We start from the raw sequence: 25,975 nt of genomic DNA on the forward strand, positions 1-25,975 counted from the left end.
AACATTTATCCTAATTAATTAACTGATTATGAGAATAATTACCGTCCTGGGGTTCCTTTTGCTGGCAGTTCCGGTTACTGCACAAGAGGCTATCGAAAACCCCAACAAAAAAGCCGTTGTAGCCTCCGTTGAGAATCAATCAAATTCCCTGATTGAACTGAGTGATGAAATCTGGTCACATGCTGAAATTGCTTTTAAAGAAGATCATTCTTCAGAAGCGTTGGCATCGTATGCTGAAAGCCGTGGATTTCGCGTAACCCGGGGGGTAGGTGAAATACCGACTGCGTTCGTAGCGGAATACGGAAGCGGAGAACCTGTGATTGGTATTCTGGGTGAATTTGATGCGCTTCCCGGGTTATCTCAGAAGGCGGTTCCGTATAAAAGTCCCCTTGTTGAAGGTGCCGGTGGACATGGTTGCGGTCATAATTTATTTGGAGTGGCATCGCTTGGTGCTGCCGTGAGTATAAAAGAGCTAATCGAAAAAGGAGAGTTTGAAGGGACGATCCGATTTTATGGAACTCCCGCCGAAGAGAAGTTTTTTGGAAAACTTTGGATGATTCGTGCAGGATTGTTTGATGATGTGGATGTAGTGATGGATTGGCATCCCGGTGCGGAAACAAAAGCCAATGTGCAAAGCAGCTTGGCCCTGGTTGATTTCCTGGTAGAGTTTGAAGGTCAGGCAGCCCATGCTTCTTCTGATCCCTGGAATGGACGAAGCGCTTCGGATGCCCTGGAACTTTATACCGACGGTATTAACATGTATCGGGAGCATATAAAACCCACGGTTCGCATTCACTATCATATACAAGATGCAGGAAAAGTGGTGAATGTAGTTCCTGATTATGCCAAAATATGGACCCGGGTGCGGGATACTCGACGGGAAGGCATGGAGAAAGTATGGAAGCAAGTAGAACGGATAGCTGAAGGCGCTTCCATAATGGCTAATGTGGACTATAAGATCACATTGATTTCGGGGATACATGAGATATTGGTGAACCGAACAGGCGGTGCGGCTTTACAGAAAAACCTGGAAGCATTGGGAACCATTACCTATACCGAGGAAGAAGAAAATTTTGCCCGGAAAATTCAGGAAGCAACGAACAGTGAAGTGGTAGGGTTGGATATGGAGATTAATCCGCTGGAGGAAACAGAAGAACATCCCTCCGGCGGATCTACAGATGTGGGGGATGTCAGTTTTGTGGCTCCAACCATTCGCTTGAGTGCAACGGTTGCTCCTAAGGGAACTCCGTGGCATTCCTGGGCTGTAGTAGCCACAAGCGGGATGTCTATCGGCCATAAAGGAATGCAATATGCAGCCAAAGCCTTAGCCATGACCATGGTTGATTTATTCGAGCAACCTGAATTGGTTGAAGAAGTAAAAGCTGAATTCAGGGAGCGCAAAGGCGATTATGTATATGAAGGGATGGTACCGCCCGGCCCGCCACCACTGGATTTTGATCAGGACTAATTGCCAGATATAAAAAAGGCTTCTTCATTTCTGGAGAAGCCTTTTATGTTACAGTCTATTGGGTCGTATTAACGCACATTCCCCATCAGTTTACGAATAGGCTTACTCAATAACAGCATTACAAGTCCGCCGCCTACAGTTGTGATCACAATGATCCAAAACAGATCTGGCAGTAAAGCGGGGTCTGCTGCTATATCTTCCTGATTAAACTGACCGGCAACACGTCCGGCGATCAGGTTTCCAAAGGCGATAGACATAAACCAAATACCCATCATTTGTCCAACCAGTTTTTTAGGGGCCAGTTTGGTTACAGCACTCAATCCAACCGGGCTCAAGCAAAGCTCACCAATAGTGTGAAAGAGGTAGGTCATGATCAGCCATGTTGGTAACACCTGATTGCCATCAACTACATAGTAGGAAGCGACCATCATCACTAAAAATCCAATTCCGAGGAAGATTAACCCTAATGCAAATTTAACCGGTGTAGAAGGTTCCAAAGTTCGTTTTGCCAACCATACCCAAAGCCATCCAAAAACAGGGGCCAGTGTGATAATGAAAAAGGCATTAACAGATTGAAGCCAGCTTGCGGGCATTTCCCACCCAAACATTAACCGGTCGGTATAACGCTCGGCAAAAAGGTTCAGTGAAGAACCGGCTTGTTCAAAACCGGACCAAAAAATTGCGGAAAAGATAAAAAGGAGAGCAATAACACCAATTTTCTTTTGTTGGTCTTTTGTGAGCTCCTCTGCCACAAAAACATAAACGAAATAAGCGATAACTAATCCAAAAATAACGATACCGGAAGCATCAGCAATAGCTACGGGATCGATGGTAATCACTCCGCCCATCACCAAGCCAACTAAGATTGTTAAAGCAGCACCAATACCCCAAAGCGCATTTTTAATACGGGAATGGCGGTTAGCCTGTTTTACAGGATCATCCAGTTGTTCCGGGTGTAAGCCAATATCTCCTAAATAATTTTCTGTGAGTTTATACTGAATGAGCCCAAGTACCATTCCAACTCCGGCAAGGCCAAATCCATAATGCCAGTTGATACTTTCTCCCAACCAGCCGGTTGCAAGAGGAGCAATAAATGCCCCAATATTGATACCCATATAGAAAATAGAAAAACCGGCATCGCGACGAGCAGGTTCGTCATCGGAATATAATCCCCCAACGATACTACTGATGTTTGGTTTAAGAAATCCGGTTCCTATCACAATAAGTACAAGACCCAGGTAAAAGGTTTGGTCGGTAGGAATAGCCATTGAAAAATGCCCGGCTGCAATGATGATACCACCGTACCATATAGCATTACGGAGGCCCATAAATTTATCAGCCAGCCATCCTCCGGGAAGTGCCAGCAAGTATACAAACATGGTGTAAAGCCCATATATTGCCGTGGCGGTTTTGTCATCTAATCCAAGTCCGCCGGTGTTGATGGCATCTACCATAAAAAGAACAAGGATGGCACGCATTCCATAGTAACTAAACCTTTCCCACATTTCAGTAAAAAATAATGTGGCTAAACCCCTTGGGTGCCCCATGAAAGAAGTGCTGGTGTCTTTTGTATCGTTTGCCATAAAAATGAAAATTAGGTTAAGGTGAAAATCCGCAAAGTGCCCGATGATACCTAAACAGCTGATCGGTTGCAAGAAGGGATTGAATTCAAGTGCCGAACTGACGACCTTTGCCTTTGCAATCCATTGCCAAATGATTGCCTTAGAGTAACTTTTCAAAAGTTAATGCTAAGTGAAGTTTCAACTTTTACCCAATAGTAACTTTGGAAAAGTTACATTGGCAGGTGAATGAAAAAAGGAAAATATGAAAAAAATTAAGATCAGCAGTTTGTACCGTGATATCGAAGAGTCAATATCACAACTAAAAAAAGATCCGGCACCGGTTTTAAAGTCAAGAGCAGTGGTGGATGAGGCGCTCACCAAAAATGAAGCCTTTTACGGAATCAATACGGGTTTTGGCATTTTAGCCAGCAAACGCATTGGTGAAGATCAGCTTAAGCAACTGCAGCGAAATTTGATTTTATCACACGCCGTGGGAACAGGTGATTTAATCAGTAAAGATATTTCACGGCTCATGCTGCAGCTTAAAATACATGCGCTGGGTTTGGGTTATTCAGGGATTTCCAAAGAGACTTTTGATCGGCTAATCTATTTTTCAGATCACGATTTGATCCCGGCAGTTCCCGAAAAGGGAAGTGTAGGCGCCTCGGGTGATTTAGCTCCACTGGCACATATGTCGTTACCGCTTCTTGGGTTTGGCTCATTTTGGAATGAAGAAGGAACCGATATTATTCCGGCTGACCAGCTCCTCAAAAGACACAATCTGGAACCCATTGACCTTCAGCCCAAAGACGGCCTGTCGCTGATAAACGGCACACAGCTGATGAGTGCGTATGGGGCATTTGTACTTGAAAAAGCACTTAACTTACAGAAGGTAGCTGATCTTTTAGGAGCAATGAGTCTGGAAGCTTTGCAAGGCAGTATCAAACCATTTGACAGGCGAATACATGAAATCAGACCGCATTCGGGACAGCAAGTGGTAGCCGGGAATGTCCGAAAGTTACTTGAGGAAAGCGAGATCCTGGAATCGCACCGAAATTGCGGTAAGGTCCAGGACCCGTATTCATTACGGTGCATTCCCCAGGTACATGGCGCCAGCCGGGATGCTATTGCGCATTGTGTTTCTACCGTAGAAACTGAAATTAATTCAGTGACGGATAACCCGCTGGTTTTCCCGGATGGAGATATCATAAGCGGGGGTAATTTCCATGGCCAGCCATTGGCATTGGTTTTAGATTATGCGGCCATAGCATTGGCAGAAATAGCGAGTATTTCAGAACGGCGTACTTATTTAATGCTTGAAGGGCACGACGGGTTGCCTGAATTGCTTATGGAAGAGACCGGGATTAATTCCGGGTTTATGATTCCACAGTACACCGCAGCGGCCTTGGTTTCGGAGAATAAAGTATTTTGCCATCCCGCATCAGTTGATTCTATCCCAACCAGCCTGGGACAGGAAGATCATGTGAGTATGGGAAGTATAGGGGCCTTAAAGCTGCTGAATGTGTTCAAAAATGTGGAGCAGGTGTTGGCTATCGAACTATTTACGGCTGCACAAGCTTTGGATTTTAGAAAGCCGTTAAAGCCTGGGAAAGGAGTGGATTTAGCGCACAAGTATATAAGGGAACACATCCCTCATGCCCGGGAAGATCATTATTTCAGGGATGAAATTAACACAGCGGTTACATTGCTTTCGAATGCTGAACTTTTCGAACCTCTTGAACTCAAGTAATTGAAAGTATTTTCTGAATAAATAAATGACTTTTTTTAGGGTGTACACTTTCGTTTATTCTTTGTTATGAATAAACAAATTCCACGGCATATTTTACCGGTTATTGTATTCTCTCAATTTGCGGGAACCTCTCTTTGGTTTGCCGGCAATGCGGTAGTGCCTGACCTTGTCCGGGAACTTGGCTTGCTTGGACCAACCATCGGCTATATTACAATGGCTGTTCAGGCAGGGTTTATAGTCGGAACGCTTGTTTTTGCCATTCTTAATGTGGCCGATCGTATTTCCCCGGTAAAGGTGTTTTTAGCTTGTTCTTTTCTGGGGGCTATTTTTAATGCATTGACTACTTTGGCGGGAGATTTCACAGAGATAATATTGGCTCGTTTTTTTACCGGTTTTTTTCTCGCCGGAATCTATCCGGTAGGAATGAAGATCGCCTCCGATTGGCATGAAAAAGGACTGGGAAAAGCCCTTGGGTATTTGGTTGGAGCGTTAGTTGTGGGCACGGCTTTTCCTCACTTTTTAAAATATGCCGGCGGTGACTTACCCTGGCGGTTTGTATTACATAGTACTTCTGTTGTCAGTTTTTCCGGGGGACTTCTGCTTTATCTTACGGTACCGGATGGACCGTATAAAGGCAAAACCGGGGCTTTTAAACCTTCGGCTTTATTCACGTTGTTTAAAAACAAAAATTTTCGGTCAGCGGCATTCGGATATTTTGGTCATATGTGGGAGTTGTACACTTTCTGGGCGTTTGTTCCTGTGATGTTGGCCTATTATGTCTACCATTCAGATATCATTCTGAATATTCCATTGTGGTCGTTTATCATAATCGGAATTGGGGGAGCAAGTTGTGCTGTAGGCGGACATTTTTCGTTAAAATGGGGAAGTAAAAAAGTAGCATATAATTCACTGCTGATATCAGGATTATGTTGTCTGTTAATTCCATTTTTATTTCAGGCTCCGGCTTGGATTTTTGTGTTATTCTTGTTGACCTGGGGTATTTTTGTAATTCCGGATTCCCCGCAATTTTCAGCCATGGTAGCCGGTTCTGCAGATCGTTCGTATGTAGCTACCGGTCTCACTATTGTAAATAGCATTGGTTTTGCGATTACCATTCTAAGTATTCAACTGGTGAATTTTTCATGGATTTCATTTGACAATCCCGGTGTTTTCTGGATAATGCTATTTGGCCCATTGATTGGGTTACTTGCATTACGAAATTTTAAAACCGAGAGCTAAACTGTAACCTTTATTTTACTTTTATCGTGTAACCGCTATGGAAATTTTATGGATTATATTAGGTGCTGCATTTATCATAGCCGGACTCATTGGAGCTTTTCTTCCTGTAGTTCCCGGCTTGCCGTTCAGTTATATCGGTTTGCTCATACTTCAATTACTTTATACCCCGTTTTCAATTTCATTTATGTTGGTTTGGCTGGTTATCGTAATTCTTTTGGGATTTGTGCTGGATAATGTGATTCCGGCCTGGGCTACTAAAAAATCAGGCGGCTCCCCATTTGCGGTAACGGGAAGTGTTATTGGATTGGTTGTAGGACTCTTTTTCCCGCCCATCGGGTTTGTGATTGGACCATTGTTAGGAGCTTTTGCAGGTGAAATTATAGCGGGACAGAAATCTGATCGTGCTTTGAAATCAGCTTTGGGGGCTTTTGCGGGCTTTATGGCTGCAACGGGACTTAAAGTGATGGCAGCTGGGGTTATGGCGTTTTATTATTTTTCAAATCTTTAAAGCCCATCTCATTTGGTAGTTATTACGATAACTCCATTCAATGCCTGGTTTCCATATCTCGCAGCTTCTGCTGAAGTTAATACCTGTACACTTTTAATGTCGAAGGAATGAACCATGTGATAAATTTGGCTGTAACTAGAATTTATAGCTTGTCCATTAATGACAAATAATGGAGTTCTATTGCTGCTTAAAGACCCTCCCTCTCTTCCTCGTACAGCTATGAAAGCATTTTCACCACTTCCTCGGACCGTTACTCCCGACATTCTTCTAAGGCGATTTGTTAAATCTAAATTTTCGTAATCGTTGCCATTTTCAGCTGATTGTTCCGTTACATTGGTCCCATTCTTATCGTTTACGTTTGCAGTAGAAGTGCACGCTGAGGTAAAAAAGATTAGGAGCAAACTTATACTAAGTAGTCCTGTTTTGAGAAACGTATAAGATTTTTGAATGCTCATAATTTGGCATGATATATTTTCATTAAAAAAAAGCTAGCAAATTTCTTCACTTAATCAAGTTTTGGGATGTTTTTTATAAGTAAATAGAGGGAAGAAATAAATTTTTGGTAAATAAGAAAAGCCCCTGCATTTTGCAGAGGCTTTAGATGGGTAAGATACTATTATGATTAATTGTCTATTCTCATTTCTTCAATTTCAAGTTCGCTATCAGGGCGTGTGGCTTCTTCACCTTTTAGATATTGATTGAACCAGCGCATGGAGCGCAGGCTATAATCATATTGAGCAGTTGCATTACGATTTCCATGGCCTTCGCCCGGATATAATACCAATCGGACCGGAGTATCGGTGCGAGTTTTGATATGTCGGTACAGTTCGTACGATTGCCCCGGATCAACCCGGGTGTCTTCTTTTCCGTGCATAATCAACAGTGGTGTTTTTGCATTGTCTACGTGATAGATGGGGCTGCGCTCCAGGTAATCCTGGTAATCTTCCCAAATTCGCTTGCGGGCATGCACATGGTATAACTCTTCAGGGATATCACTGGTACCCCACTTAGAAAGGTTGTTGCTAATCCCGACAAACATCACTCCAGCTGCAAAACGGTCACTGTATTTGGTGCTAAGCCAACCGGTAGCATATCCTCCGTAAGATCCTCCGGTAACACCTACTTTGGATGGATCCGCAATACCTTTGTCGATCAGGTAATCCACTCCTTCTACAATGTCGTCAAATTCAGCCCCGGCCAGGTCACCTTGGCTGCTCATGGCAAATTGAATGCCCCTGCCGGTACTTCCGCGGTAGTTCGGATAGAAAACGGCAAAACCGTCAGCCGCACCCATTTGTCCGGCCATAGAGTAAGAAGTGAGCCAGCCATTGTCATAATGCGCTTCCGGGCCTCCATGGATTACATTGATCAGCGGATACTGGGTGCCTTCTTGGTAATCAACCGGGTAGATCAACAGACCTTCTATTTCAAATCCATCTTTTGTGGTATAAGTGATGACTTCCTGCTTGCCAAGTTCTACCTCATCTAACCAGGGATTGCTGTTGGTGATTCGTTTGGGTGATTTTTGACCCTTTTTCATCAGGTACAATTCATCGGGATGAGTTGGGGTGCTCACATCAAAAACATGGGTGCCGTTGGAAGCATGAGCAAAAGCTTTGAGGATGGGACCTCCGGTTGGAATGATCACATTCATGCGGCTTCCATCGCTTCGGATGCTCCCGAATTCAGACCATACACCTTTACTGGCCAGGTAGTGGAGGGTGTTGTCATCGGTCCATTCAATCTGTTCAAACATTCCCTTGAAATCTTTTTGTAAAAGGGTGGCAGAACCATTTTCAGGATTGATCATTTTAAGCCGCCCGGCGATAGGGTCATTAATATCGGCAGCTGCGATCATGGCAATTTTCTTGCCATCCGGGCTCCAGGTAAATTGTCCCAATTTCCCGGTATGATCTACTTCCGTCAATATTTCACGAGTTTTGTGATCTATTATATATACTGTTTGGGCCATAAAAGAATCATCAACCAAAGGCGTGGGTGCGGCTGCTACTGCGATCTTAGTTTGATCCGGGCTCCATCGTGCTGTATAAACGGTTCCTGCAACAGGAATGCGATCTGGATTATGGTCTTCACGGGCTATATTCTGGATATATGCCCAGGTGTTCGTGAGGTTTTCCTCATAGATTTCCGGCTGATATGGTAAAGGTGAATCTCCAGATTCTTTAGGTTCTGCAGCTCTGAAAACGATATGATTCCCATCAGCAGCCCACTCATATCCAATAATATTGGTTTTAAAAGAATACAACTTTTGAGCTTCTCCTCCATCCAGCGAGATCTCATAAATAGACCGGGTATTATCACCATCTTGCTTATCAAGATAGGTTATGCTGTTATGATTTGGACGAAAGGCAACCCCACTCACACTTCGGCCTGTTATAAAGGGTTTAGTGCTTCCGGTTTGCGAATCAAGCAGATACAGGTGAGCACTTGCCGGAGCATTATTTTTAAATGGATCAGCAGGAACTAAAACAGTATAAGCTGCTGTATTACCATCGGGTGAAAGATATACAGACCCGACACTTTTAATTTGAGAAACTTGTGTTGGGGTAAGTCCGTTTTGTGCAATTCCCGTTTGTGTGAATCCAAACATAATGGCAATGAAAAAGATCATTGGCCTAATTGGTATGCCTGTGCTGAATCGGTTCATAATTAACTCCTTATTATTGGTTCAAAAAGTTTTTTACATGGTCAGAGCAAAAGTTTAACTGAAGATAATGAGTCAATATTATATGAATTCGGTATGAATTTAAAAGAAAACATATAACACGATTTGATATGAACATTATTATTTCGTAATTCCCAATTCATGTTAATTAACGGGTGTAATAATGCGCTTTTCTTATTTAATGGTGGTTACTGTTTTTGTGCTTTCAATATTTTCTTGTTCAAAAACAGATTCAGAATATATTGCGATCAAAGGAGCTACTCTATTTGATGGTACCGGTAATGAAGCTATTGAAAACAGTGTAATTGTAATAAGGAACCGGGAAATAGATTGCGTGGGGAAATCAGGTGAATGCTCTATACCATTAGGTTCTGAAGTGGTTGATGCTGCCGGAAAGTTTATTACACCGGGGTTGGTGGATGCACATATGCATTTCTTCCAAACCGGTTTTTTTGACAGTCGTCCCGATGCCATGGATCTTAATGAAACCTATCCATTTCCGGAAGTAGCTGCCTATCAGCAACAAAACCCGGAACGCTATTATGATACCTATCTATGTTCCGGGATAACTGCGGTTTATGATGTAGGCGGAATGAGCTGGTCGGTTGGGTTGCAAGAATCAGCTGAGAAGAACCCAATGGCACCCCATGTAGCGGCTGCCGGCCCTTTGTTGACACCGGTTCCCGGCGCACCATTTGATCTTCCCTCCGACAGGGTTCTTGTACCGCTCGATTCTGAAGAGACAGGTAAAACAATGGTTCAATATATGTCTGCCCTGGGGAGTACGGGCATTAAGTTCTGGGGGCTTCGTGCAGATGACGAAGAGTATATGAGTTACGTTGAAGCTACAGCAGAGGAAATTCGCCGGCTGGGAAATCAAATGATTGCACATGCCACAACATTGAAGCAAGCCAAAGCAGCAATGAAAAACGGGGCAAAATTATTGGTTCACAGTGTGGCCGATACCGGGGTTGATGACGAGTTTTTAACTCTCGCCATGGAGAATGGTACCATATATAATCCAACACTTATTGTCAGTGCCGGTTATACGCTCGCCTTTCGTGCAGCCGCCGGCATTGCCCCGCTTGAGATAAATGATCCCAACGGATGTGTGGATGCTAAAACGATGGATTTGGTAACAACGGCTTCACAATTTAAAGATCATCCCAGGTTGACAAATGAGTTTAAAGAAAGACTTAAAAACTTTAATCCTGAAACAGATATAATCAGTGATATTCAACTCCAGAACCTGAAGAAAGTATATGAGTCCGGTATTCCAATTGTAGTTGGAACCGATGCAGGCAATCCGGGCACTCTTCACGGAGTTTCAATTTTTGATGAAATGGATGCGATGCAGCAGGCAGGAATCCCGCCAAAAGATTTGATTGTGATGGCTACTAAAAACGGGGCTATGTCTATGCGGAGACTGGATGACTTCGGAACATTGGAAGCCGGTAAATTTGGAAACCTGATTTTACTGGAAGAAAATCCGGCTGAAGATATTTCCAATATGCGGTCGCTAACGCATGTAATGATTAAAGGGGAGTTGATGAGGGTTGACGAGATTCAGGGGAATTAGGTTGCCGTGGTTAACCTTTCCAAAGTTACAACGAGCTGGAATAAACCAAGGCTTACCAAGTAACTTTGTAAAGATTGTTTAAGGAATAAGAATAGTACGCTTCATATTTGCCACCTTTTTTGTATATCATTAGGTAAGCACCAAATCTCTAAATTTTAGCGTCATGAAATTTTATTCTACTTGCTTTCTAATAACGCTTGTTTCATTAGTATTATTAACCATAGATGTAACAGCCCAAAACAAGCTTTTGGGCAAAATTGATTTTCCTAATTCAGGGGAAGTAGCGGCTCAGGATGATTTTAAAGAAGGGGTGAAATTTCTTCACAATTTTGAATATGCGGATGCAGCACGGGCTTTTCAACGGGCACGGGAAATTGATCCTGATTTTGTAATGGCTTACTACGGAGAAGCTAAATCTCATAATCACCCCATTTGGTTTCAGCAAAACCGGCAGGCCGCCATGGAGGTGCTAACAAACTTGGGAGAGACCGTTGAAAGCCGGCAAGCTATGGCTTCAACTCAGCGAGAAAAAGATCTATTGATGTCATTAGAGGTCTTATATGGAAATACAGCTGAAAGTGAGGGCAGATCAAAAGAAGAAAGGGATGATCTTTATATGGAATATATGGCTGATCTTCACGAAAAATATCCCAATGATCATGAAATTACAGTGTTTTATGGTTTGTCAATTTTAGGAAGTGCGCATGAAGGCCGTGACTATGGTACCTATATGAAAGCAGCCGCCGAATTATTCGACGTTTGGAATGAAAATCCGAACCATCCGGGGGCGGCACATTACCTCATTCACTCCTTTGACGACCCGATACACGCTCCACTTGGGTTACCGATGGCCAAGGCATATTCCAAGATTGCTCCAGCTGCGGCTCATGCCCAACATATGACCTCCCATATTTTCCTGGCACTGGGAATGTGGGAAGAGACCATTGATGCGAATATCGTAGCCCGGGATGTGCAGCAATCCCGCCAAAAAGAGCTTGACGAGGAAATTACTGTTTGTGGCCATTACACCTGGTGGTTGGAGTACGGATATTTACAGGAAGGGGCAGTTGATGAAGCCAAAAATGTGCTGAATGTGTGCAGGGAAAGAATTGAAGGTAATCCAACAGGAAGTGAAGAATGGCATTTTTCAATAATGAGAAGCCATTATGTAGTAGATACCGAAAACTGGGAAGTGGCTGATCAATGGGCTTTAGAGGATAACACATCCAACTTAAATCATTTATTTACCACAGCATTTGCCGCGGTACAACGTGACAATATTGATCAAGCACGCCATAGTATTGATGCTATGATGGATCTCCCCGAAACTGAAGAACGCAATATTCAGATAAATCAAATCGAAAGCCTGCTTTTGATTGAGGAGGGAGAAGTGGAAGCCGGGTTGTCGTTATTGAAAGAAGCGGTTGCTGCTGAAGTGGAATTACCAATTGATTTTGGCCCGCCTACCATAGTGAAGCCATCGTATGAATTACTGGGAGATGTTTTGATGGAGCTGAATAAGTATGTTAAGGCGGCAGAGGCTTATGAAATGCAATTGGAACGAACTCCTGAACGGCGACGGTCACTTTTGGGCAAAGAAAAGGCTATGGCTAAGATTTCAGGGCAGTAAGTTTTTGTTGTAGGATAAAGCCAAATTAGAAAGGACTTTAGGCGGGATTTAGTACGATTGTGCTTGAATTTTTGCCAGATTGTATTACATTGTAAATGTAAAGCTTGTAAAACAATTTCTGGGGGATGTTATGAAAAGGATTGTATTACTCACGTGCATGTTTATGCTGATGATGGTTAGTCTCGGCTACTCACAAACTGAAGAGGGAGCTTATCTTAATTTTGATTACCTCAAGGTGAAAGCCGAAGATTATACTGAATTTGAAGAGTTTGTTCAGACACAGTGGAAGCCATTGTATGAAAATAAAATTGATAAGGAAAAGATAACCGGGTGGTATTTCTATCGTGTAGCTTATCCCGGTGGGCAGGCAGCAGATTATAATTATGTTTTACTTACTACTTTTGATGAGCTGAATACAATGGTAGAAGTCAATGGGGAGATGAGGAAGCAAATAGCCGATCTTGAAGCGGATATAATGCAGCAAACTTTTGATTTGGCAACTCATCAATTTTCTGAACTCTGGAAAACAGAGGCGGGCACAATGAATAATGTAGAAAAAGCCCCCGGCTTATACGCAGTTATGAATTATATGATGGTAAAACCCGGAAAAGAAGCTGAATATATTACTCTCGAAAATGATATGGCTCGTCCGCTTCACGAAGCACGTATTGAACAGGGCGAAATGTACAGCTGGAGGACTTATTCATTATTAAAACCCGGTGGGCTGGATTATCAATATAATTTTGCCACGATTGATTACTATGAAGAGCTCAACGACATTGAGTATGGATTTACCAATGAGCTTATAAAAAGCGTGATGCCCGGTACGGATATAAATAAAATGTTCGAAGCCATTTATGCCACTCGTGATATTGTTAAAAGTGAGTTGTGGCTACTTGTTGACTCTTTCGAGTAATATTTCAGTCGGCATTGTACCCTTTCTTTTTGTTATAATTTTGAAACAATTGGCACCGGATGAGTACTTCACTATCTTCAGGTTATGACAGATGTGGAAAAGAAGAAGCTTATTAAAATAATTACTTCCCGGATTGAGGAAGTCAAAGAGGAAATCCAGGAACTGAAAGAATTGGTAAAGCCTATACCTCTGGATGCTTCTATTGGCCGGGTTTCACGGATGGATGCCATCAATAACAAAACCATCAATGAGTCTTCTCTAAGAGAAAAAACACAGCAGCTAAAAAAATTAGAACGGGCGTTAGAAAACTCGGAATCCGGCAACTTTGGAATCTGTACCAAATGCGCAAGTGAAATACCCTTTGGCCGACTTGAATACATGCCGCATACCACCCGCTGTGTCAATTGTGTTGGTTAATACCTGTAGATTCTAAAAAGTCCCGAATCTTTTCATGGGGATGACTGCCAAAATTGTATGATATTATCTCATTAAGTATTATTTGTTTGAACATTGATGTTTAGACATTATATTCAGTGTAATTTATATCATCTACTAAAAAATACATTATGGACACTACGATCACCCGGGTAAGTGAGAATGGCGTATGGCAAAAATTACGCGAGAATATTTTTGAAACTGAGGTTTGGCTTCGTTCTGCCCTAAAAGATTTCCTGGATGAATTCAATGTTACGCAACAGCAATTATCTATTCTCAGGATTCTGAAGGAAGCGAATAATGAACCTATGTCAACTAAGGAAATTCAGGCTCTGATGATTGACAAAAGTTCTGATACTTCGAGATTGGTAGACCGGTTGATTGAAAAGGATTTAGTCAGAAAGCGTAAAAGTCCTAATGACGGTCGTCTTGTGCAGGTATTTATCAAATACGAAGGACTGCGGTTGCTGGCTCAAATTGAAGATCGTATGGATGAACTGGACCGGGAATTTAATTTGCTCACGGAAGAAGAAGCCGAGCAATTGAATTTATTGCTGGAAAAGAGCAGGTCTTGAATTTGATGCTTCCATCACCTACTATCGGTGAATCAATAAATTAAATGGGAAGCGAAATAAAGATGAATAATGCACTTAACTGGTTTGAGATTCCGGCAAATGATATAAAGCGTGCCAAAAAATTCTACGAAACCATATTTGCCTTCGAAATGCCAACATTGGATATTGGGGACGGACTTAAGATGGCGCTCTTCCCGGCCGAAAGCGGAAGTGTAGGCGGCACGCTCATCCAAAACGAAGAGTGGTATACCCCCAGTGACCATAAAGGGCCCTTGGTCTATTTGAATGCCAACCCTGATTTAGATATTATATTGAATCGGGTGGAAGTAGCCGGCGGAAAAATAACCATTCCAAAGCGATTAATTACCGAAGAAAACGGCTATATGGCGGTGATTATTGATAGTGAAGGAAACAGGGTGGCGTTGCATTCGAATGACTAAACTAATTTTCACCTATAAAATTCTTTATTCTGCAACTGCACGGAAGCCGCATAATAAGCAGCGCCCACAATACTGGCATTGTTCAAAAGGCTGGCGGCTTTAAACTTGGTTTTGATCTTGATGTATGGAAAAGTTTTACCAGCTTTCTTGGAAAGCTGTCCGCCAAGGATAAAAAGATCGGGATGGAATAACCGTTCGTACTGTTCAAGGACTAACTGAAGCCGCTTGCCCCAGGTTTTTTTTCGGATACCCTCTTCTTTACGAACCCTGTTGGATGCCCGCTCTTCAATGCTGATGCCTTTAATCTCAATTTGGCCAAGTTCGGTATTCGGAACCAGTATTCCGTCAATAAAAAGAGAGGAGCCAATTCCGGTTCCCACCGTCAAAACGATCACGGTTCCGCGTTGTCCCTGCCCCACCCCGAATTTCATTTCTGCCAGCCCAACGGCATCGGTATCGTTGATTACACTTACGTTACACCCGGAGATTTCGGTAAAGAGATGATCGGCATCGGCATCCACCCAGCCCTGATCCATGCGAGTGGTAGAGAGTACGATTCCTTTACTGGTTGCAGCGGGAAAGGCGCACCCAATCGGTCCGTCCCAATCAAATTTCTTGACCACCTTATGTAGCTTGGAGATGAGTTTATGAGGGCGGGTATCGTCAATTTTATCCGTTGTTCTTTTTTTGGATACGATTTCACCTTTTTCAGTATCTACGATAGCCCCTTTGATGCCATAGCTGCCAATATCAATCCCTAATACTTCCACGCGTGTCTTGTTGAGTTAATTCGGGCATAAACATAGCGAAAAAATTAATAGGTACATAGTAGGGACGCAAAATCTTGCATCCCTAATATGTTACGAATAGCGATTATTTCTCAACCAAGACCCAACCCTCTTCGTCGATCATGCGTTTGGCGTATTTCCACTTCACTTCTTTATTTTCACCGGTGTTCATATTCTGAACAGTGACATAATCATTTCGTCCGGGTTCATCCGCTACTTCCACAGGTTGTCGTTTGGCATTTCCGCCTTGCGGTTTCTGCCCGTCTTGCTGTGGAGCCGGAGCTTTGAGCCCCATTCCGGTAGAATCGGCGTGTTGGGTTTCCATGGCAGAAGTATCGAAGCGCGATTTCTGTTTTTGTGCTTTTTGCAATTTGGAGTCCTCGGCCTGTACTTCAGGGATGGCCTTCCAGATCAGTGAAATAGCTTCCTGATTGATATCATCGAGCAACATTTTAAACATATCAAAAGCTTCTCGCTTGTATTCCAGGAGGGGGTCTTTTTGAGCGAATGATCGAAGTCCGATTCCCTCTTTTACGGAATCCAGTTCCCGCAAATGCTCCATCCATTTTTGATCGATAATGGATAGTATCGCACTTTTTTCAAGAGCCCGGGCCACTTCACGGCCTTCGTTTTCAAGGGCTGCTTCCACATCAACCACAATACGCATGCGGCGAATGCCATCGGTAAAGATGACCTGCACTTTATCCGGTCGGTTATCTGGGTTGGCTTCATTAATTCGCTTCATTACCTGGTAAAGCGGCTTGGCCATCCGTTCTTCTTTTTTACGGTACGCCTCCAGTGCTTTGTCGATGATATGATCTGCAAGATCACGCTCGTTCATGTTGAACCAGGTTTCTTTGTCAAACTCTACATCTACCGCGAGATGGCGCAGGATGTTTTCGTGAAGGCCTTCATAATCTCCGGCGGCCACATGTTCCTGAACCAGCGATTCGACCAGATCATCAAGCATATCCATAATGTCCGTTCGCAGCTGATCTCCGGAGAGGGCATGCTTTCTGCGGGCATAAATTACGTTACGCTGGTTGTTGAGTACATCATCATATTCCAGCTGTCGCTTACGGATGCTGAAGTTATTTTGCTCCACTTTGCTCTGAGCTCTTTCCAGTGATTTGGTAATCCACGGATGAGTGATAACCTCGCCTTCTTCAAAGCTGAGTTTGTCCATTACATTGGCCACGCGATCCGACATAAACATTGCCATCAGATCATCTTCAAGTGAAACATAGAATTGAGTTTCACCGGGATCACCTTGTCGGCCGGCACGACCACGAAGCTGTAAGTCAATACGGCGCGATTCGTGACGTTCGGTACCTAAAATTGCAAGTCCGCCTTTTTCCTTAACGCCTTTTGCCAGTTTAATATCCGTACCGCGACCGGCCATGTTGGTAGCAACGGTTACAGCGCCAATTTCACCGGCTTGCTTCACAATTTCACTTTCACGGGCATGCTGTTTGGCGTTCAGCACATTATGGGGAATGCCGGCTCGCTGCAGCATACGGCTCATGGTTTCGGATACATCTACACTTGTTGTACCTACCAACACCGGCTGACCTTTATCATGATATTCCTGAATCTTTTCGATGGCCGCGTTGAATTTCTCTCGCTTGGTTTTGAAAACAAGATCTTCTTTATCATCCCGTGCAATGGGTTTATTGGTTGGGATGACCACGACGTCCAGTTCATAAATCTCGTTGAATTCACCCTCTTCCGTCTCAGCGGTACCGGTCATACCGGCCAGCTTGTTATACATGCGGAAGTAGTTCTGAAGGGTAATAGTAGCATAAGTTTGGGTAGAGGCTTCCACTTTGACTTCTTCTTTAGCCTCAATAGCTTGGTGCAATCCATCGGAATAACGCCGGCCGGAAAGCACCCGCCCGGTATGCTCATCTACAATATTGACTTTACCGTCCTGAACGATGTATTCTTCTTCTCGTTCAAAATTTGTGTATGCCTTCAGTAACTGATTAACGGTATGTATACGGTCTCCGCGTTCTGCAAATTTGCGATGCAGTTCGTTGAATCTGCGTTCACGTTCCTGGCGGATTTCCTGTTTGGTTTCATCTATTTTCCTCTCTTTATAATCGTCGCTGAACTCGTCATTATTTTCAATCTCCTCTATTTTCTCTTTCTGAAGTTCTTCAATCTCCTTCTCTATAACGGCGGTTTCTTCTCCTAAATCCGGGATGATGAAAAAGTCTTCGTCCTCTCCTTTTTTGGTGATGAACTCCCGTCCCTGTTCGGTCATTTCGATGGAATTCATCTTCGGGTCTACCGCGTAGTAGAGAAACTCATCCACTACCGGCATATTTTTGGCGTTATCTTGCAGGTAAAATGATTCAGTGCGTTGAATTAATTTTTGAATCTTTGGGTCCTGCTGAAGTTTTCTGAGTTGTGAATTTTTTGGAAAACCTCTAACGGCACGGAAAAGGGCAAGCCCGGCTTTTTCTTCCTCTCCTTCATCCAGTAATTTCTTTCCTTCTGAAACCAGGTTAGCGACTAATTTTTTTTGAGCCTGAACCAAAGCTTCAACACGGGGCTTCATTTCCACATATTTGTCGGATTGATTGCCTTGCGGCACAGGGCCTGAAATAATAAGTGGAGTACGAGCTTCATCAATAAGGATAGAATCCACCTCATCAATAATAGTATAATGGTGGTCGCGCTGTACGAGCTGTTCTTGCTCAATCACCATATTATCACGGAGGTAATCGAAACCAAATTCGTTATTGGTACCATAGGTGATGTCGGCTTTATAGGCTTTTCGACGCTGTTCAGTACTGGGCTGATAGCGGTCTACGCAATCAACATGGAGTCCATGGAAGTTAAAAATCGGCTCATTCCATTCAGCATCACGCATGGCCAGATAATTGTTTACGGTAATGATGTGCACGCCTTTTCCGGCTAGGGCATTCAGGTAAGCCGGGAAAATGGCCACGAGTGTTTTACCTTCACCGGTTTTCATTTCTGCGATTCTTCCCTGGTGCAATACAATAGCCCCGATCAGCTGCACGTCATAAGGGATCATTTCCCAAGTAGTCTCATTTCCGCCCACTTTCCACGACTTCCCGACAAATCGACGGCAAGTATCTTTAAGAACGGCAAAAGCTTCAGGCAAAATGTCATCCAAGACATCTTCAATGATATCCAGCTCTCGTTGTTCAAGTTCATCGAGATATTCTGCCATTTCCCGGTGTTCGCCCGGAGAAAGAGTTTCTATATCATCTAATTGTTTCTTGATCTCTTGAATTTCAGCAACTGTTTCAGCTGTGGCATCTTTGATTTTTTGCTTGAACTCCTCAGTCTTGGCTTTCAGCTCGTCATCGCTAAGCTGCTTCATTTCCTCTTCGTAGCTCTTTATTTCATCTACGATAGGCTGAATTTTTTTAATGTCTTTTTCACTTTTGGAACCAAAGACTTTGGTAATAATCTGACCAATTTTATCTAACATAATAGAATATTCGTGCTCTGATAATTTTTTTTCTGAATACAGAAGTTAACCTTATAAACAGGGCGGTTCAACTGTTTGCACGTTAATGATTACAAATATCTTGCCAGAATTAAAATTGGCAGTAATTTTTAGGTGAATTAGGGGGGCAACAGGATTTTAATTTAATTAATTGTAAAAGATCAGATTTGATAGAAGTTAAACTCCGAAACCGCTTCCGTGTAAAATTTAATTATCTATAAAACTATTTACTCATTAATTATTTAGGTTAATAAAATATTTAATCATTTTAATTTTATTAAATATGTTGTACGAATTAAAATTAATAGGTAGATTCAATGTTCACTCACTCATTGAATTAACGTATTTATTATGATTACCAAAGAATTCACACCAAAACGAACGGTTTGCAAAGCCATGTTGGCTCTTCCGGAGGAATGGGCAAAAAATGAAGTATCCGTGGCGGGAGATTTTAACGACTGGGATAAAAATTCCGATCACCTTGAAAAGAAAAAAGGTAAATGGAGTATTACGCTTCGCCTGAAGCCTGAAAATGAGTATCGCTTTAAATACTTTATTGACGGTGAGCGCTGGCAAAATGATGATGCCGCAGATAAGTATGTGCCCAACGAGTTTGGAACCGAAGATTCTGTAATTGTCGTTGGCAAATAGTGATGCTCTTAATTTAATTTGGGGAACATTCAGGTGATTGTTTTACTTTTAATATTTTCTAAACAGGTCAGCATTAACTCAATCATCCATTTTGTTTAACACCGAGGTTCTTGAAAAGCATTTAGCTACGTCTTGGTTGGGGCGCAGCGTTTATTTTTTTGAGGAATTACCTTCTACTAATTCCTATGCAAAAAGAATAGAGTGTGATTCTTCCTTGCACGGAGCGCTTTTTTTGACCGATTATCAGACAGGGGGGCGGGGGCAATATGATCGAACATGGAATACAAACCCCGGAGAAAACCTTACTTTCAGTTTAGTTTTTGAACCTAAAAAAGCGGAGAGATTTACGCTCCTGACTCTTGCCTGTGCTTTGGCAGTTACAGAAGTAATCAATAAATATTCCGGGTTAAGAGCGATGATAAAATGGCCTAATGATGTCTTACATAACAAAAAGAAGTTGTGCGGTATTTTAACCGAAACCCAGTTTACAGGTAATAAGCTGGAGCGGATAGTAGTTGGAATAGGACTTAATGTTAATCAGGTTGAATTTCCCGGCGAATTGCGAGAGGTGGCTACATCATTAAGAAGGGAATCATCAAAAAAGTATTCAAGAGAGAAGTTATTGGTTGAGATTCTTCAAAATATAGAATACCGATATAGATTATGGAATCAGTTTAATACAGATTTGGTGAAACAGATTAATCATAAAATGATTGGATACGGAGAGTGGACCAACCTGCTGTTAAATGAAGAGAAACTTGAAGGGCAGTACAAATTTTTAGGGGTAAATGAATCCGGAGAGTTGGTTGCAGTGAACAGAGAGTTGGATATCAAAACCTTTTCTTATGAGCAGGTGAGAGTTCAATGTTGAAATCAGATCTTATTTTTTGGGACAATAAAAAAGCCCGCTTGATTAAGCTCAAACGGGCTGAATATTCTAAAGGTGCGTATTTGGTTACGCACTCAATTTGGAGGCAGCTTCAAATACAAACTCCTTAATGGCAGCAAATGCTTTTAGGGTTTGTTCGATGTGTGCATCGGTGTGGGCTGCGGTTGGAATGAGGCGAATCAGTACCGTTCCTTTTGGTACAACCGGGTAGGCTACTCCACTCACGAATACACCGTGTTCCTCACGCAACTTGCGCATAATGTCTTGGCAAAGATCGGTGCTTCCTTGTGTAAGAACAGGGGTAACCGGACTTTCAGAAGGTAATACGGTATATCCGATTTCACGGAGGCCTTCACGCAGTTTCAAGGTGTTACTCCAAAGTTTCTCTCTCCATTCAGGATGCTGACGAATCATTTTTAAACGTTCGCGGGCTGTTACGACCATAGGAAGCGGCAGTGACTTAGCAAAAACCTGACTTCTGGAGTTAGCCTTTAAAAACTCAATGACTCTTGGTTCGGATGCTACAAAAGCGCCGATAAGAGCTACCGCTTTGGCAAAAGTGCCGAAATAAATATCAATTCCATCCTGAACGCCAAGATGCGTTCCGGCGCCCGAGCCATCATCGGCCATAGTGCCAAAACCGTGGGCATCATCTACCAACAGTCGAAACGGAACTTCTTTTTTCAGTTCAATAATTTCTTTGAGAATCCCCAAATCACCGGTCATTCCGAAAACTCCTTCGGTTACTACCAGGATGGAGGAATTTTCTTTGCGCTTCTTATCTGCACGATAAAGCTGTTTTTTGAAGCTTTCAATATCATTATGCTTGAAAACAGATTTATCGGCCATGGAAAGTTGCTTTCCATCTACAATGCAAGCGTGACTCAGCTCATCGTAAATCAGGAAGTCGTTACGGTCAACCAAGGCATGAATGGTACTCATAATTCCCTGGTATCCGTAGTTAAGAAGCTGGGCAGATTCCTTATGGACAAATTCAGCCAGTTCTTCTTCCAGTTTTTCGTGCTCAGTAGAATTACCGGTCATTAGCCGCGCACCCATGGGAGCGCTGAGGCTATATTTTTCAGTTGCGGCAGTATCTACTTTTTTGATTTCCGGATTGCTGCCAACACCAAGGTAGTCGTTGATGCTCCATACGACCATATCTTTACCGTTGAACTTCATTTCCGGGCCTAAAGGACCTTCTAATTTTGGAAAAGTGTAGTATCCGTATCCTTCAGATGTGAATGGGCCAAGGGGACTTGGTCGGCCTTCAAGCTTATCGAATAAATCCATAAAATTTGCGCTGTGATTATCGCTTACATAATTGAGATTAGGCAGGGCGATAGAGCCCTCTTAAAAACGTGCTTAAGGTACACAAATATAGCCTCATCTCAAAAGTTATGAGCTTGGTTGAACGATACTTATTGTCGGGCTAATATCGTTAATTTTACCTTTTTGATAATATTGAATTTGATAGGTTAGAGTTGCTTTACCGTAAAAATTAAAACAGCTACTGGAGGTTCGGACGTACAATAAATAAGCCGTTACTCATATCACTTACAATCACTAAACCACTGTCAAAAAAGGGATAATTACTCCAGCTTCCATCGAATTTCCGGTTATCGTCCAGTGGAAATGTATCAAAAAACCCGACTTGTTCAAGAGAGTTTTGTTCAATATTACTGAGGCTAAAAATTTGCAAGCCGGAGGTATAATTAGATTGATACAGGTGGTTTTGCTTTACATATTGATTGTGATCAATGGACAAACTATTGCCCACACGAGTCCCCGACATGATTGGATTATCTAAGTCTTCAACATTCCAAATATAAGTGGTGGTATTGCCCTGGTCTAATTCATCACCGAGAAGAAAAAAGCGGTGATCTTCTGTCAGCCAACCCTGATGTGCATAGGTCCTGCCTTCGTAATCAGTTGCTGATATTTGTATAGTATTGTTTTTATCACTGACATTAACAATTTCCAGGTGGGTTTCACTTGAATTAAAGCAAACCTCATCTCCTTGATAATCCAAATCCGGTCCGCTGTATATTACACATTGGGTATCATGGACATATCCGCCTCCATTTCTCCCAACAGTAGAATCGGCGTGAAATCCTGCAAATACCGGTTCGGTTGGAGTAGTAATGTCAATAATATGTAAGCCACCCCCAAAGGTGTTTGACCCTACTACATAAGCAAACCCGGTGGCTTCATTGATTGCTATATTATGTGCATTATCGAACTCTGAATAGTGAGCATCTTCTTCAAAACTCACGGGAGGTGATTCTACATTTCTGAGTTTGGCCAAGCTAAATACCTGAAGTCCGTGCGGCTGATTATCGCTAACGATAAATGCATGATTATTAAATGTTTTAATATCTCTCCAGGCTGATTCTCCCTTTCCTTCTTCATCATGGAGGGCCTTGAATTTTTTTGCGGATGATGAAGGGTTCAAAGTCTCCTTTAGAACCCCAAGTATAACCGGGTTTTCCGGTTCAGAAATATCCACAAACGAAACACCGTTAGTCATGCCAACCAAGGCGTATTCTTTTTCGGTTTGGGGGTCAGTCCAACCCCAGATGTCATTAAGGGAAACTTCACCGGTATTTCCACTTAATTCTTCAATAGAAAGGTGGGCAAAAAGGTCAACGTTCTCACAGGTAAAGTCTTTGGATGTTCCTTTTTTACAGGGGAAGGGAGCATCAGATTCATGTCCATTATTCGAATCAGATAATCCACAAGAAAGTGTAAATGCAAGGACAAAGACTATGAATGTTACTATCGGTAATTTTGAAGAAGACATCCTTTAAAAATAAATTTTCTTTTAATGATCGAAATATAATTGATGAATGTTCTAAAACATAAATAAAACTTGTGGCTGGTATCAGAAACAAATTTATAATATAGTTTTATAGGCTAGAGAAGCTTTTAACTTCAATTTAAAGTAAATTTATTACCTAACTAACAAAAAACAAGGATATATATGTTCTTGATTATGCGATATTTTGCCAAGCTGGTAAAGGCGCTGGCCTCGGAAGCTTCTCCATCCCAAATTGCAGGGGGCATTATTTTGGGGATGATTATTGGACTTACTCCCTTTTTCTCGTTTCATAATCTGTTTATAATAACTTTGATTCTGATTTTAAAAGTAAATATCGGGATGGCTTTGCTTGCATTCCTGGTGTTTAGCGGTGTAGCCTTTTTAGCAGATCCTCTTTTTCACAATTTCGGAATTTGGCTGCTTGAATTGGAAAGCATGCAGCAAACATGGACAAATATGTATAATAATGAGTGGTGGGCACTGACAAAGTTTTATAATACGGTGGTTATAGGGAGTTTTGTAACTGCCTTGGTATTGTGTATCCCTGCATTTCCGTTATTAAAGTACGGTGTGGTTCAGTATCGAAAACATATACATGCCAGAATACAAAAGTGGAAATTGGTGCAAGCTTTTAAATCCACAAGGTTTTATTCCATTTATCAGACAGTAAGCAGAGTGAGGGGATAAGGTCATGAGAATTGGAGGAATTATAACGGTTTTAATATTAATAGGAATGGGGTTTGTGGTCACTTTATTCATTACTGATGAATGGGTTGAAAACAAGATAGAATATGAGGGGAGTGTTTTAAATGAAGCTAAAGTAGAAATTGATGGCTTTAATTTTAGCTTTTTCAACCTGCATATGAAATGGGATCGGCTTCAGGTTACTAATCGCAATAATACCATGGAGAATACTTTTGAAACCGGTGAAACGGAATTTAAAATGCAATTTTGGCCATTAATATTGAAGAATAAGGTAATTGTAGAAAATGTGAAATTGACCGGATTTCAGCTAGCTACAGAACGCGAAACAGATGGCTATTTTGAAATGCCGGTAGATGAGGCCGGTGATCCCGTAGAGCCAGGATTTTTGAATTCTGTTGTGAAGCAGGTAACCAATGAAGCTCAGAAAAATGCTGAGGTTAGATTTACTGATGCCCGGGATGACCTGAATGTGGACAGCCTGATGGCAAAAGTAAATATTCAGTCGGTGGGAAAAATTGATTCATTGCGAAATGGAATACAGACAACCTACTCCAAGTGGGACAGCACTTTCAACAATACTTCTATTGAATCAGAGGTAGCAATTATTCAAAATACCGTAGAGTCAATCAACGTAAAGGAAATTAAAGATCCCAAAAAAGCTGTAGAAGCCATTGAAAGAGTGAAGAAGCTTCGCAAGCAAGTAGATTCTTTGAAGACAAGAACTGATAATCTAAAAAGTGATTTTGATCAGGATTACGGAGGTGTACGGTATAATTTAGGCCAGGTGGATAATTGGATTCAGGATGATTATCAACGTGCTTTGAGCATGGCAAAACTTCCCAATTTGAGCGCTCAAAATATTGGGAAAGCACTATTTGGGCAGAACTTGTTAGGCGATTATGCAGCTTACCTTGAATACGTAGCAATTGCCCGGGAATATGGCAGCAGACTGATCGGTGAAGAAGATGAGGATGAAATACCGCGGTATGAGGGGGTGGATTATGAATTCTCCGACAAATACGACTTGCCGGGATTTTGGTTTAAGAATATTGAATTGTCAGGCAGGACAAAATCGGATATTGGCATTTCCGGTAATGTGACGAATATTAGCAGTAATCAGGAGAAAGCGGGCTTTCCCATACTTTTTGAGATACAGGGAGAAAATGAAAATCAGGTTTCGTTAAGCTTGGATGGAGAATTTAATTATTTGGAAGAAACCCCTCTGGAAAGTTTTACGTTTAACTACGCTGGTTTTACGCTTTCTAAAGCACGGTTATCGGGATCTGATTTGTTGCCGTACGAGTTAAAATCAGGGAAAGGAGATGTAAATGTGGAGATGAATATCATCGGTAAGCGATTTGACAGCCGTATAGATTATCTGGTGAATGGAATTAGTTTCGATTTTGCCGCGGTCGGCCAGCCTGAAAATCGGTTGGAATCTCTGATTCGTGATGCTATTGCGAGCACAGACAATATTGAAGTGGCAGCACTGATTGATAATTTAGAAGGCCCGTTGAGGGTTCGAGTGCGCTCTAATCTGGATGATTTGTTCATGAATGCACTTCGGCAAACAGTAAGTCAGGAAGTAGAAAACGCGAAGCGTAAAATTGAAGCTGAAGTTCAAAAACAGGTAGAGGGTAAAAAAGAACAACTGGCCGACTTTAAAGCCGGGAAAGAGGCAGAAATCCGTCAGCGTTATGGAGAGCTGCAAGCAAAAGTGAATGAACAAATTGAACAGGTTGAACAAAAAAGAGAAGAACTTGAAGCCAAAAAGAAAGAACTGGAACAGGCTCTGAAAGATAAAATTAAAAACCGCATCGGCATTGATTACAGATAAATCACTAAT

General features: G+C 42.2%; 21 protein-coding genes. 14 read left to right on the top strand and 7 right to left on the bottom strand.

Annotated features, from left to right (window positions below; translation table 11 throughout):
* Positions 1-28: 28 nt before the first annotated feature.
* Complete coding sequence (locus HUJ22_RS13410; protein ID WP_290878209.1) at positions 29-1,468, top strand: amidohydrolase; 1,440 nt, start codon at positions 29-31, stop codon at positions 1,466-1,468.
* Between the two features lie 68 nt (positions 1,469-1,536).
* On the opposite strand, the gene HUJ22_RS13415 is transcribed toward HUJ22_RS13410, so the two are convergent.
* Entirely contained in the window at positions 1,537-3,051 is a 1,515-nt protein-coding gene (locus HUJ22_RS13415; RefSeq protein WP_290878210.1) for a peptide MFS transporter, read from the bottom strand.
* 241 nt (positions 3,052-3,292) lie between these two features.
* Between HUJ22_RS13415 and hutH the strand changes: the two genes are divergently transcribed.
* From hutH to HUJ22_RS13430, 3 genes are all read left to right on the top strand, one after another.
* On the top strand, positions 3,293-4,780 hold the full coding sequence (gene hutH, locus HUJ22_RS13420) for a histidine ammonia-lyase (protein WP_290878211.1): 1,488 nt from the start codon (positions 3,293-3,295) through the stop codon (positions 4,778-4,780).
* A gap of 66 nt (positions 4,781-4,846) precedes the next feature.
* Complete coding sequence (locus HUJ22_RS13425; RefSeq protein ID WP_290878212.1) at positions 4,847-6,019, top strand: MFS transporter; 1,173 nt, start codon at positions 4,847-4,849, stop codon at positions 6,017-6,019.
* A gap of 37 nt (positions 6,020-6,056) precedes the next feature.
* Positions 6,057-6,527: a DUF456 domain-containing protein gene (locus HUJ22_RS13430; RefSeq protein ID WP_290878213.1), complete on the top strand. Its 471-nt coding sequence runs from the start codon at positions 6,057-6,059 to the stop codon at positions 6,525-6,527.
* An 8-nt stretch (positions 6,528-6,535) separates the two neighbouring features.
* On the opposite strand, the gene HUJ22_RS13435 is transcribed toward HUJ22_RS13430, so the two are convergent.
* Together HUJ22_RS13435 and HUJ22_RS13440 are read right to left on the bottom strand one after the other, a co-directional pair.
* Positions 6,536-6,982, bottom strand: coding sequence for a TonB-dependent receptor plug domain-containing protein (locus tag HUJ22_RS13435; RefSeq protein ID WP_290878214.1), 447 nt, complete (start codon positions 6,980-6,982; stop codon positions 6,536-6,538).
* A gap of 167 nt (positions 6,983-7,149) precedes the next feature.
* Positions 7,150-9,195: a S9 family peptidase gene (locus HUJ22_RS13440; RefSeq protein ID WP_290878215.1), complete on the bottom strand. Its 2,046-nt coding sequence runs from the start codon at positions 9,193-9,195 to the stop codon at positions 7,150-7,152.
* Between the two features lie 181 nt (positions 9,196-9,376).
* Here HUJ22_RS13440 and HUJ22_RS13445 point away from each other — a divergent pair, with 181 nt between their 5' ends.
* The 6 genes from HUJ22_RS13445 to HUJ22_RS13470 all read left to right on the top strand — a co-directional run bounded on the left by HUJ22_RS13445 (position 9,377) and on the right by HUJ22_RS13470 (position 14,788).
* On the top strand, positions 9,377-10,792 hold the full coding sequence (locus HUJ22_RS13445; RefSeq protein ID WP_290878216.1) for an amidohydrolase family protein: 1,416 nt from the start codon (positions 9,377-9,379) through the stop codon (positions 10,790-10,792).
* 163 nt (positions 10,793-10,955) lie between these two features.
* Positions 10,956-12,422: a hypothetical protein gene (locus HUJ22_RS13450; protein ID WP_290878217.1), complete on the top strand. Its 1,467-nt coding sequence runs from the start codon at positions 10,956-10,958 to the stop codon at positions 12,420-12,422.
* A gap of 130 nt (positions 12,423-12,552) precedes the next feature.
* Entirely contained in the window at positions 12,553-13,338 is a 786-nt protein-coding gene (locus tag HUJ22_RS13455; RefSeq protein WP_290878218.1) for a hypothetical protein, read from the top strand.
* Positions 13,339-13,422: 84 nt separating this feature from the next.
* Positions 13,423-13,755, top strand: coding sequence for a TraR/DksA C4-type zinc finger protein (locus HUJ22_RS13460; protein WP_290878219.1), 333 nt, complete (start codon positions 13,423-13,425; stop codon positions 13,753-13,755).
* A 149-nt stretch (positions 13,756-13,904) separates the two neighbouring features.
* Entirely contained in the window at positions 13,905-14,348 is a 444-nt protein-coding gene (locus tag HUJ22_RS13465; protein ID WP_290878220.1) for a MarR family transcriptional regulator, read from the top strand.
* A 44-nt stretch (positions 14,349-14,392) separates the two neighbouring features.
* Positions 14,393-14,788, top strand: a complete 396-nt coding sequence (locus HUJ22_RS13470) for a VOC family protein (RefSeq protein ID WP_290878221.1) — start codon at positions 14,393-14,395, stop codon at positions 14,786-14,788.
* Positions 14,789-14,796: 8 nt separating this feature from the next.
* Here the strand turns inward: HUJ22_RS13470 and ppgK are convergent, their stop codons facing one another.
* Complete coding sequence (gene ppgK / locus HUJ22_RS13475) at positions 14,797-15,558, bottom strand: polyphosphate--glucose phosphotransferase (RefSeq protein WP_290878222.1); 762 nt, start codon at positions 15,556-15,558, stop codon at positions 14,797-14,799.
* A 103-nt stretch (positions 15,559-15,661) separates the two neighbouring features.
* Positions 15,662-19,045: a preprotein translocase subunit SecA gene (secA, locus tag HUJ22_RS13480; RefSeq protein WP_290878223.1), complete on the bottom strand. Its 3,384-nt coding sequence runs from the start codon at positions 19,043-19,045 to the stop codon at positions 15,662-15,664.
* Between the two features lie 369 nt (positions 19,046-19,414).
* Between secA and HUJ22_RS13485 the strand changes: the two genes are divergently transcribed.
* Positions 19,415-19,714 (top strand): isoamylase early set domain-containing protein, encoded by a 300-nt coding sequence (locus HUJ22_RS13485; protein ID WP_290878224.1) that lies wholly within the window; start codon positions 19,415-19,417, stop codon positions 19,712-19,714.
* A 91-nt stretch (positions 19,715-19,805) separates the two neighbouring features.
* A complete protein-coding gene (locus tag HUJ22_RS13490; RefSeq protein WP_290878225.1) occupies positions 19,806-20,585 on the top strand; it encodes a biotin--[acetyl-CoA-carboxylase] ligase in 780 nt (259 codons plus the stop codon).
* Between the two features lie 84 nt (positions 20,586-20,669).
* Here the strand turns inward: HUJ22_RS13490 and HUJ22_RS13495 are convergent, their stop codons facing one another.
* Positions 20,670-21,896 (bottom strand): pyridoxal phosphate-dependent aminotransferase family protein, encoded by a 1,227-nt coding sequence (locus HUJ22_RS13495; RefSeq protein WP_290878226.1) that lies wholly within the window; start codon positions 21,894-21,896, stop codon positions 20,670-20,672.
* 217 nt (positions 21,897-22,113) lie between these two features.
* Positions 22,114-23,406 carry a choice-of-anchor B family protein gene (locus HUJ22_RS13500; protein WP_290878227.1) on the bottom strand — a complete coding sequence of 431 codons (1,293 nt, stop codon included), beginning with the start codon at positions 23,404-23,406 and terminating at the stop codon, positions 22,114-22,116.
* Between the two features lie 180 nt (positions 23,407-23,586).
* On the opposite strand from HUJ22_RS13500, the gene HUJ22_RS13505 reads away from it, so the two are divergent.
* On the top strand, positions 23,587-24,111 hold the full coding sequence (locus HUJ22_RS13505; RefSeq protein ID WP_290878228.1) for a TIGR03546 family protein: 525 nt from the start codon (positions 23,587-23,589) through the stop codon (positions 24,109-24,111).
* Positions 24,112-24,115: 4 nt separating this feature from the next.
* Positions 24,116-25,966: a TIGR03545 family protein gene (locus HUJ22_RS13510; protein ID WP_290878229.1), complete on the top strand. Its 1,851-nt coding sequence runs from the start codon at positions 24,116-24,118 to the stop codon at positions 25,964-25,966.
* Positions 25,967-25,975 lie beyond the last annotated feature (9 nt).

It is taken from the genome of Gracilimonas sp. (genome assembly GCF_014762685.1).
In the GTDB taxonomy this organism is placed as follows: Bacteria; Bacteroidota; Rhodothermia; order Balneolales; family Balneolaceae; genus Gracilimonas.

Bases quoted from the DNA above. Each gene is read 5' to 3' on its own strand.
- HUJ22_RS13410 (WP_290878209.1), top strand. From the start codon at position 29: ATGAGAATAATTACCGTCCTGGGGTTCCTTTTGCTGGCAGTTCCGGTT.
- HUJ22_RS13415 (WP_290878210.1), bottom strand. From the start codon at position 3,051: ATGGCAAACGATACAAAAGACACCAGCACTTCTTTCATGGGGCACCCA.
- hutH (WP_290878211.1), top strand. From the start codon at position 3,293: ATGAAAAAAATTAAGATCAGCAGTTTGTACCGTGATATCGAAGAGTCA.
- HUJ22_RS13425 (WP_290878212.1), top strand. From the start codon at position 4,847: ATGAATAAACAAATTCCACGGCATATTTTACCGGTTATTGTATTCTCT.
- HUJ22_RS13430 (WP_290878213.1), top strand. From the start codon at position 6,057: ATGGAAATTTTATGGATTATATTAGGTGCTGCATTTATCATAGCCGGA.
- HUJ22_RS13435 (WP_290878214.1), bottom strand. From the start codon at position 6,982: ATGAGCATTCAAAAATCTTATACGTTTCTCAAAACAGGACTACTTAGT.
- HUJ22_RS13440 (WP_290878215.1), bottom strand. From the start codon at position 9,195: ATGAACCGATTCAGCACAGGCATACCAATTAGGCCAATGATCTTTTTC.
- HUJ22_RS13445 (WP_290878216.1), top strand. From the start codon at position 9,377: ATGCGCTTTTCTTATTTAATGGTGGTTACTGTTTTTGTGCTTTCAATA.
- HUJ22_RS13450 (WP_290878217.1), top strand. From the start codon at position 10,956: ATGAAATTTTATTCTACTTGCTTTCTAATAACGCTTGTTTCATTAGTA.
- HUJ22_RS13455 (WP_290878218.1), top strand. From the start codon at position 12,553: ATGAAAAGGATTGTATTACTCACGTGCATGTTTATGCTGATGATGGTT.
- HUJ22_RS13460 (WP_290878219.1), top strand. From the start codon at position 13,423: ATGACAGATGTGGAAAAGAAGAAGCTTATTAAAATAATTACTTCCCGG.
- HUJ22_RS13465 (WP_290878220.1), top strand. From the start codon at position 13,905: ATGGACACTACGATCACCCGGGTAAGTGAGAATGGCGTATGGCAAAAA.
- HUJ22_RS13470 (WP_290878221.1), top strand. From the start codon at position 14,393: ATGGGAAGCGAAATAAAGATGAATAATGCACTTAACTGGTTTGAGATT.
- secA (WP_290878223.1), bottom strand. From the start codon at position 19,045: ATGTTAGATAAAATTGGTCAGATTATTACCAAAGTCTTTGGTTCCAAA.
- HUJ22_RS13485 (WP_290878224.1), top strand. From the start codon at position 19,415: ATGATTACCAAAGAATTCACACCAAAACGAACGGTTTGCAAAGCCATG.
- HUJ22_RS13495 (WP_290878226.1), bottom strand. From the start codon at position 21,896: ATGGATTTATTCGATAAGCTTGAAGGCCGACCAAGTCCCCTTGGCCCA.
- HUJ22_RS13500 (WP_290878227.1), bottom strand. From the start codon at position 23,406: ATGTCTTCTTCAAAATTACCGATAGTAACATTCATAGTCTTTGTCCTT.
- HUJ22_RS13505 (WP_290878228.1), top strand. From the start codon at position 23,587: ATGTTCTTGATTATGCGATATTTTGCCAAGCTGGTAAAGGCGCTGGCC.
- HUJ22_RS13510 (WP_290878229.1), top strand. From the start codon at position 24,116: ATGAGAATTGGAGGAATTATAACGGTTTTAATATTAATAGGAATGGGG.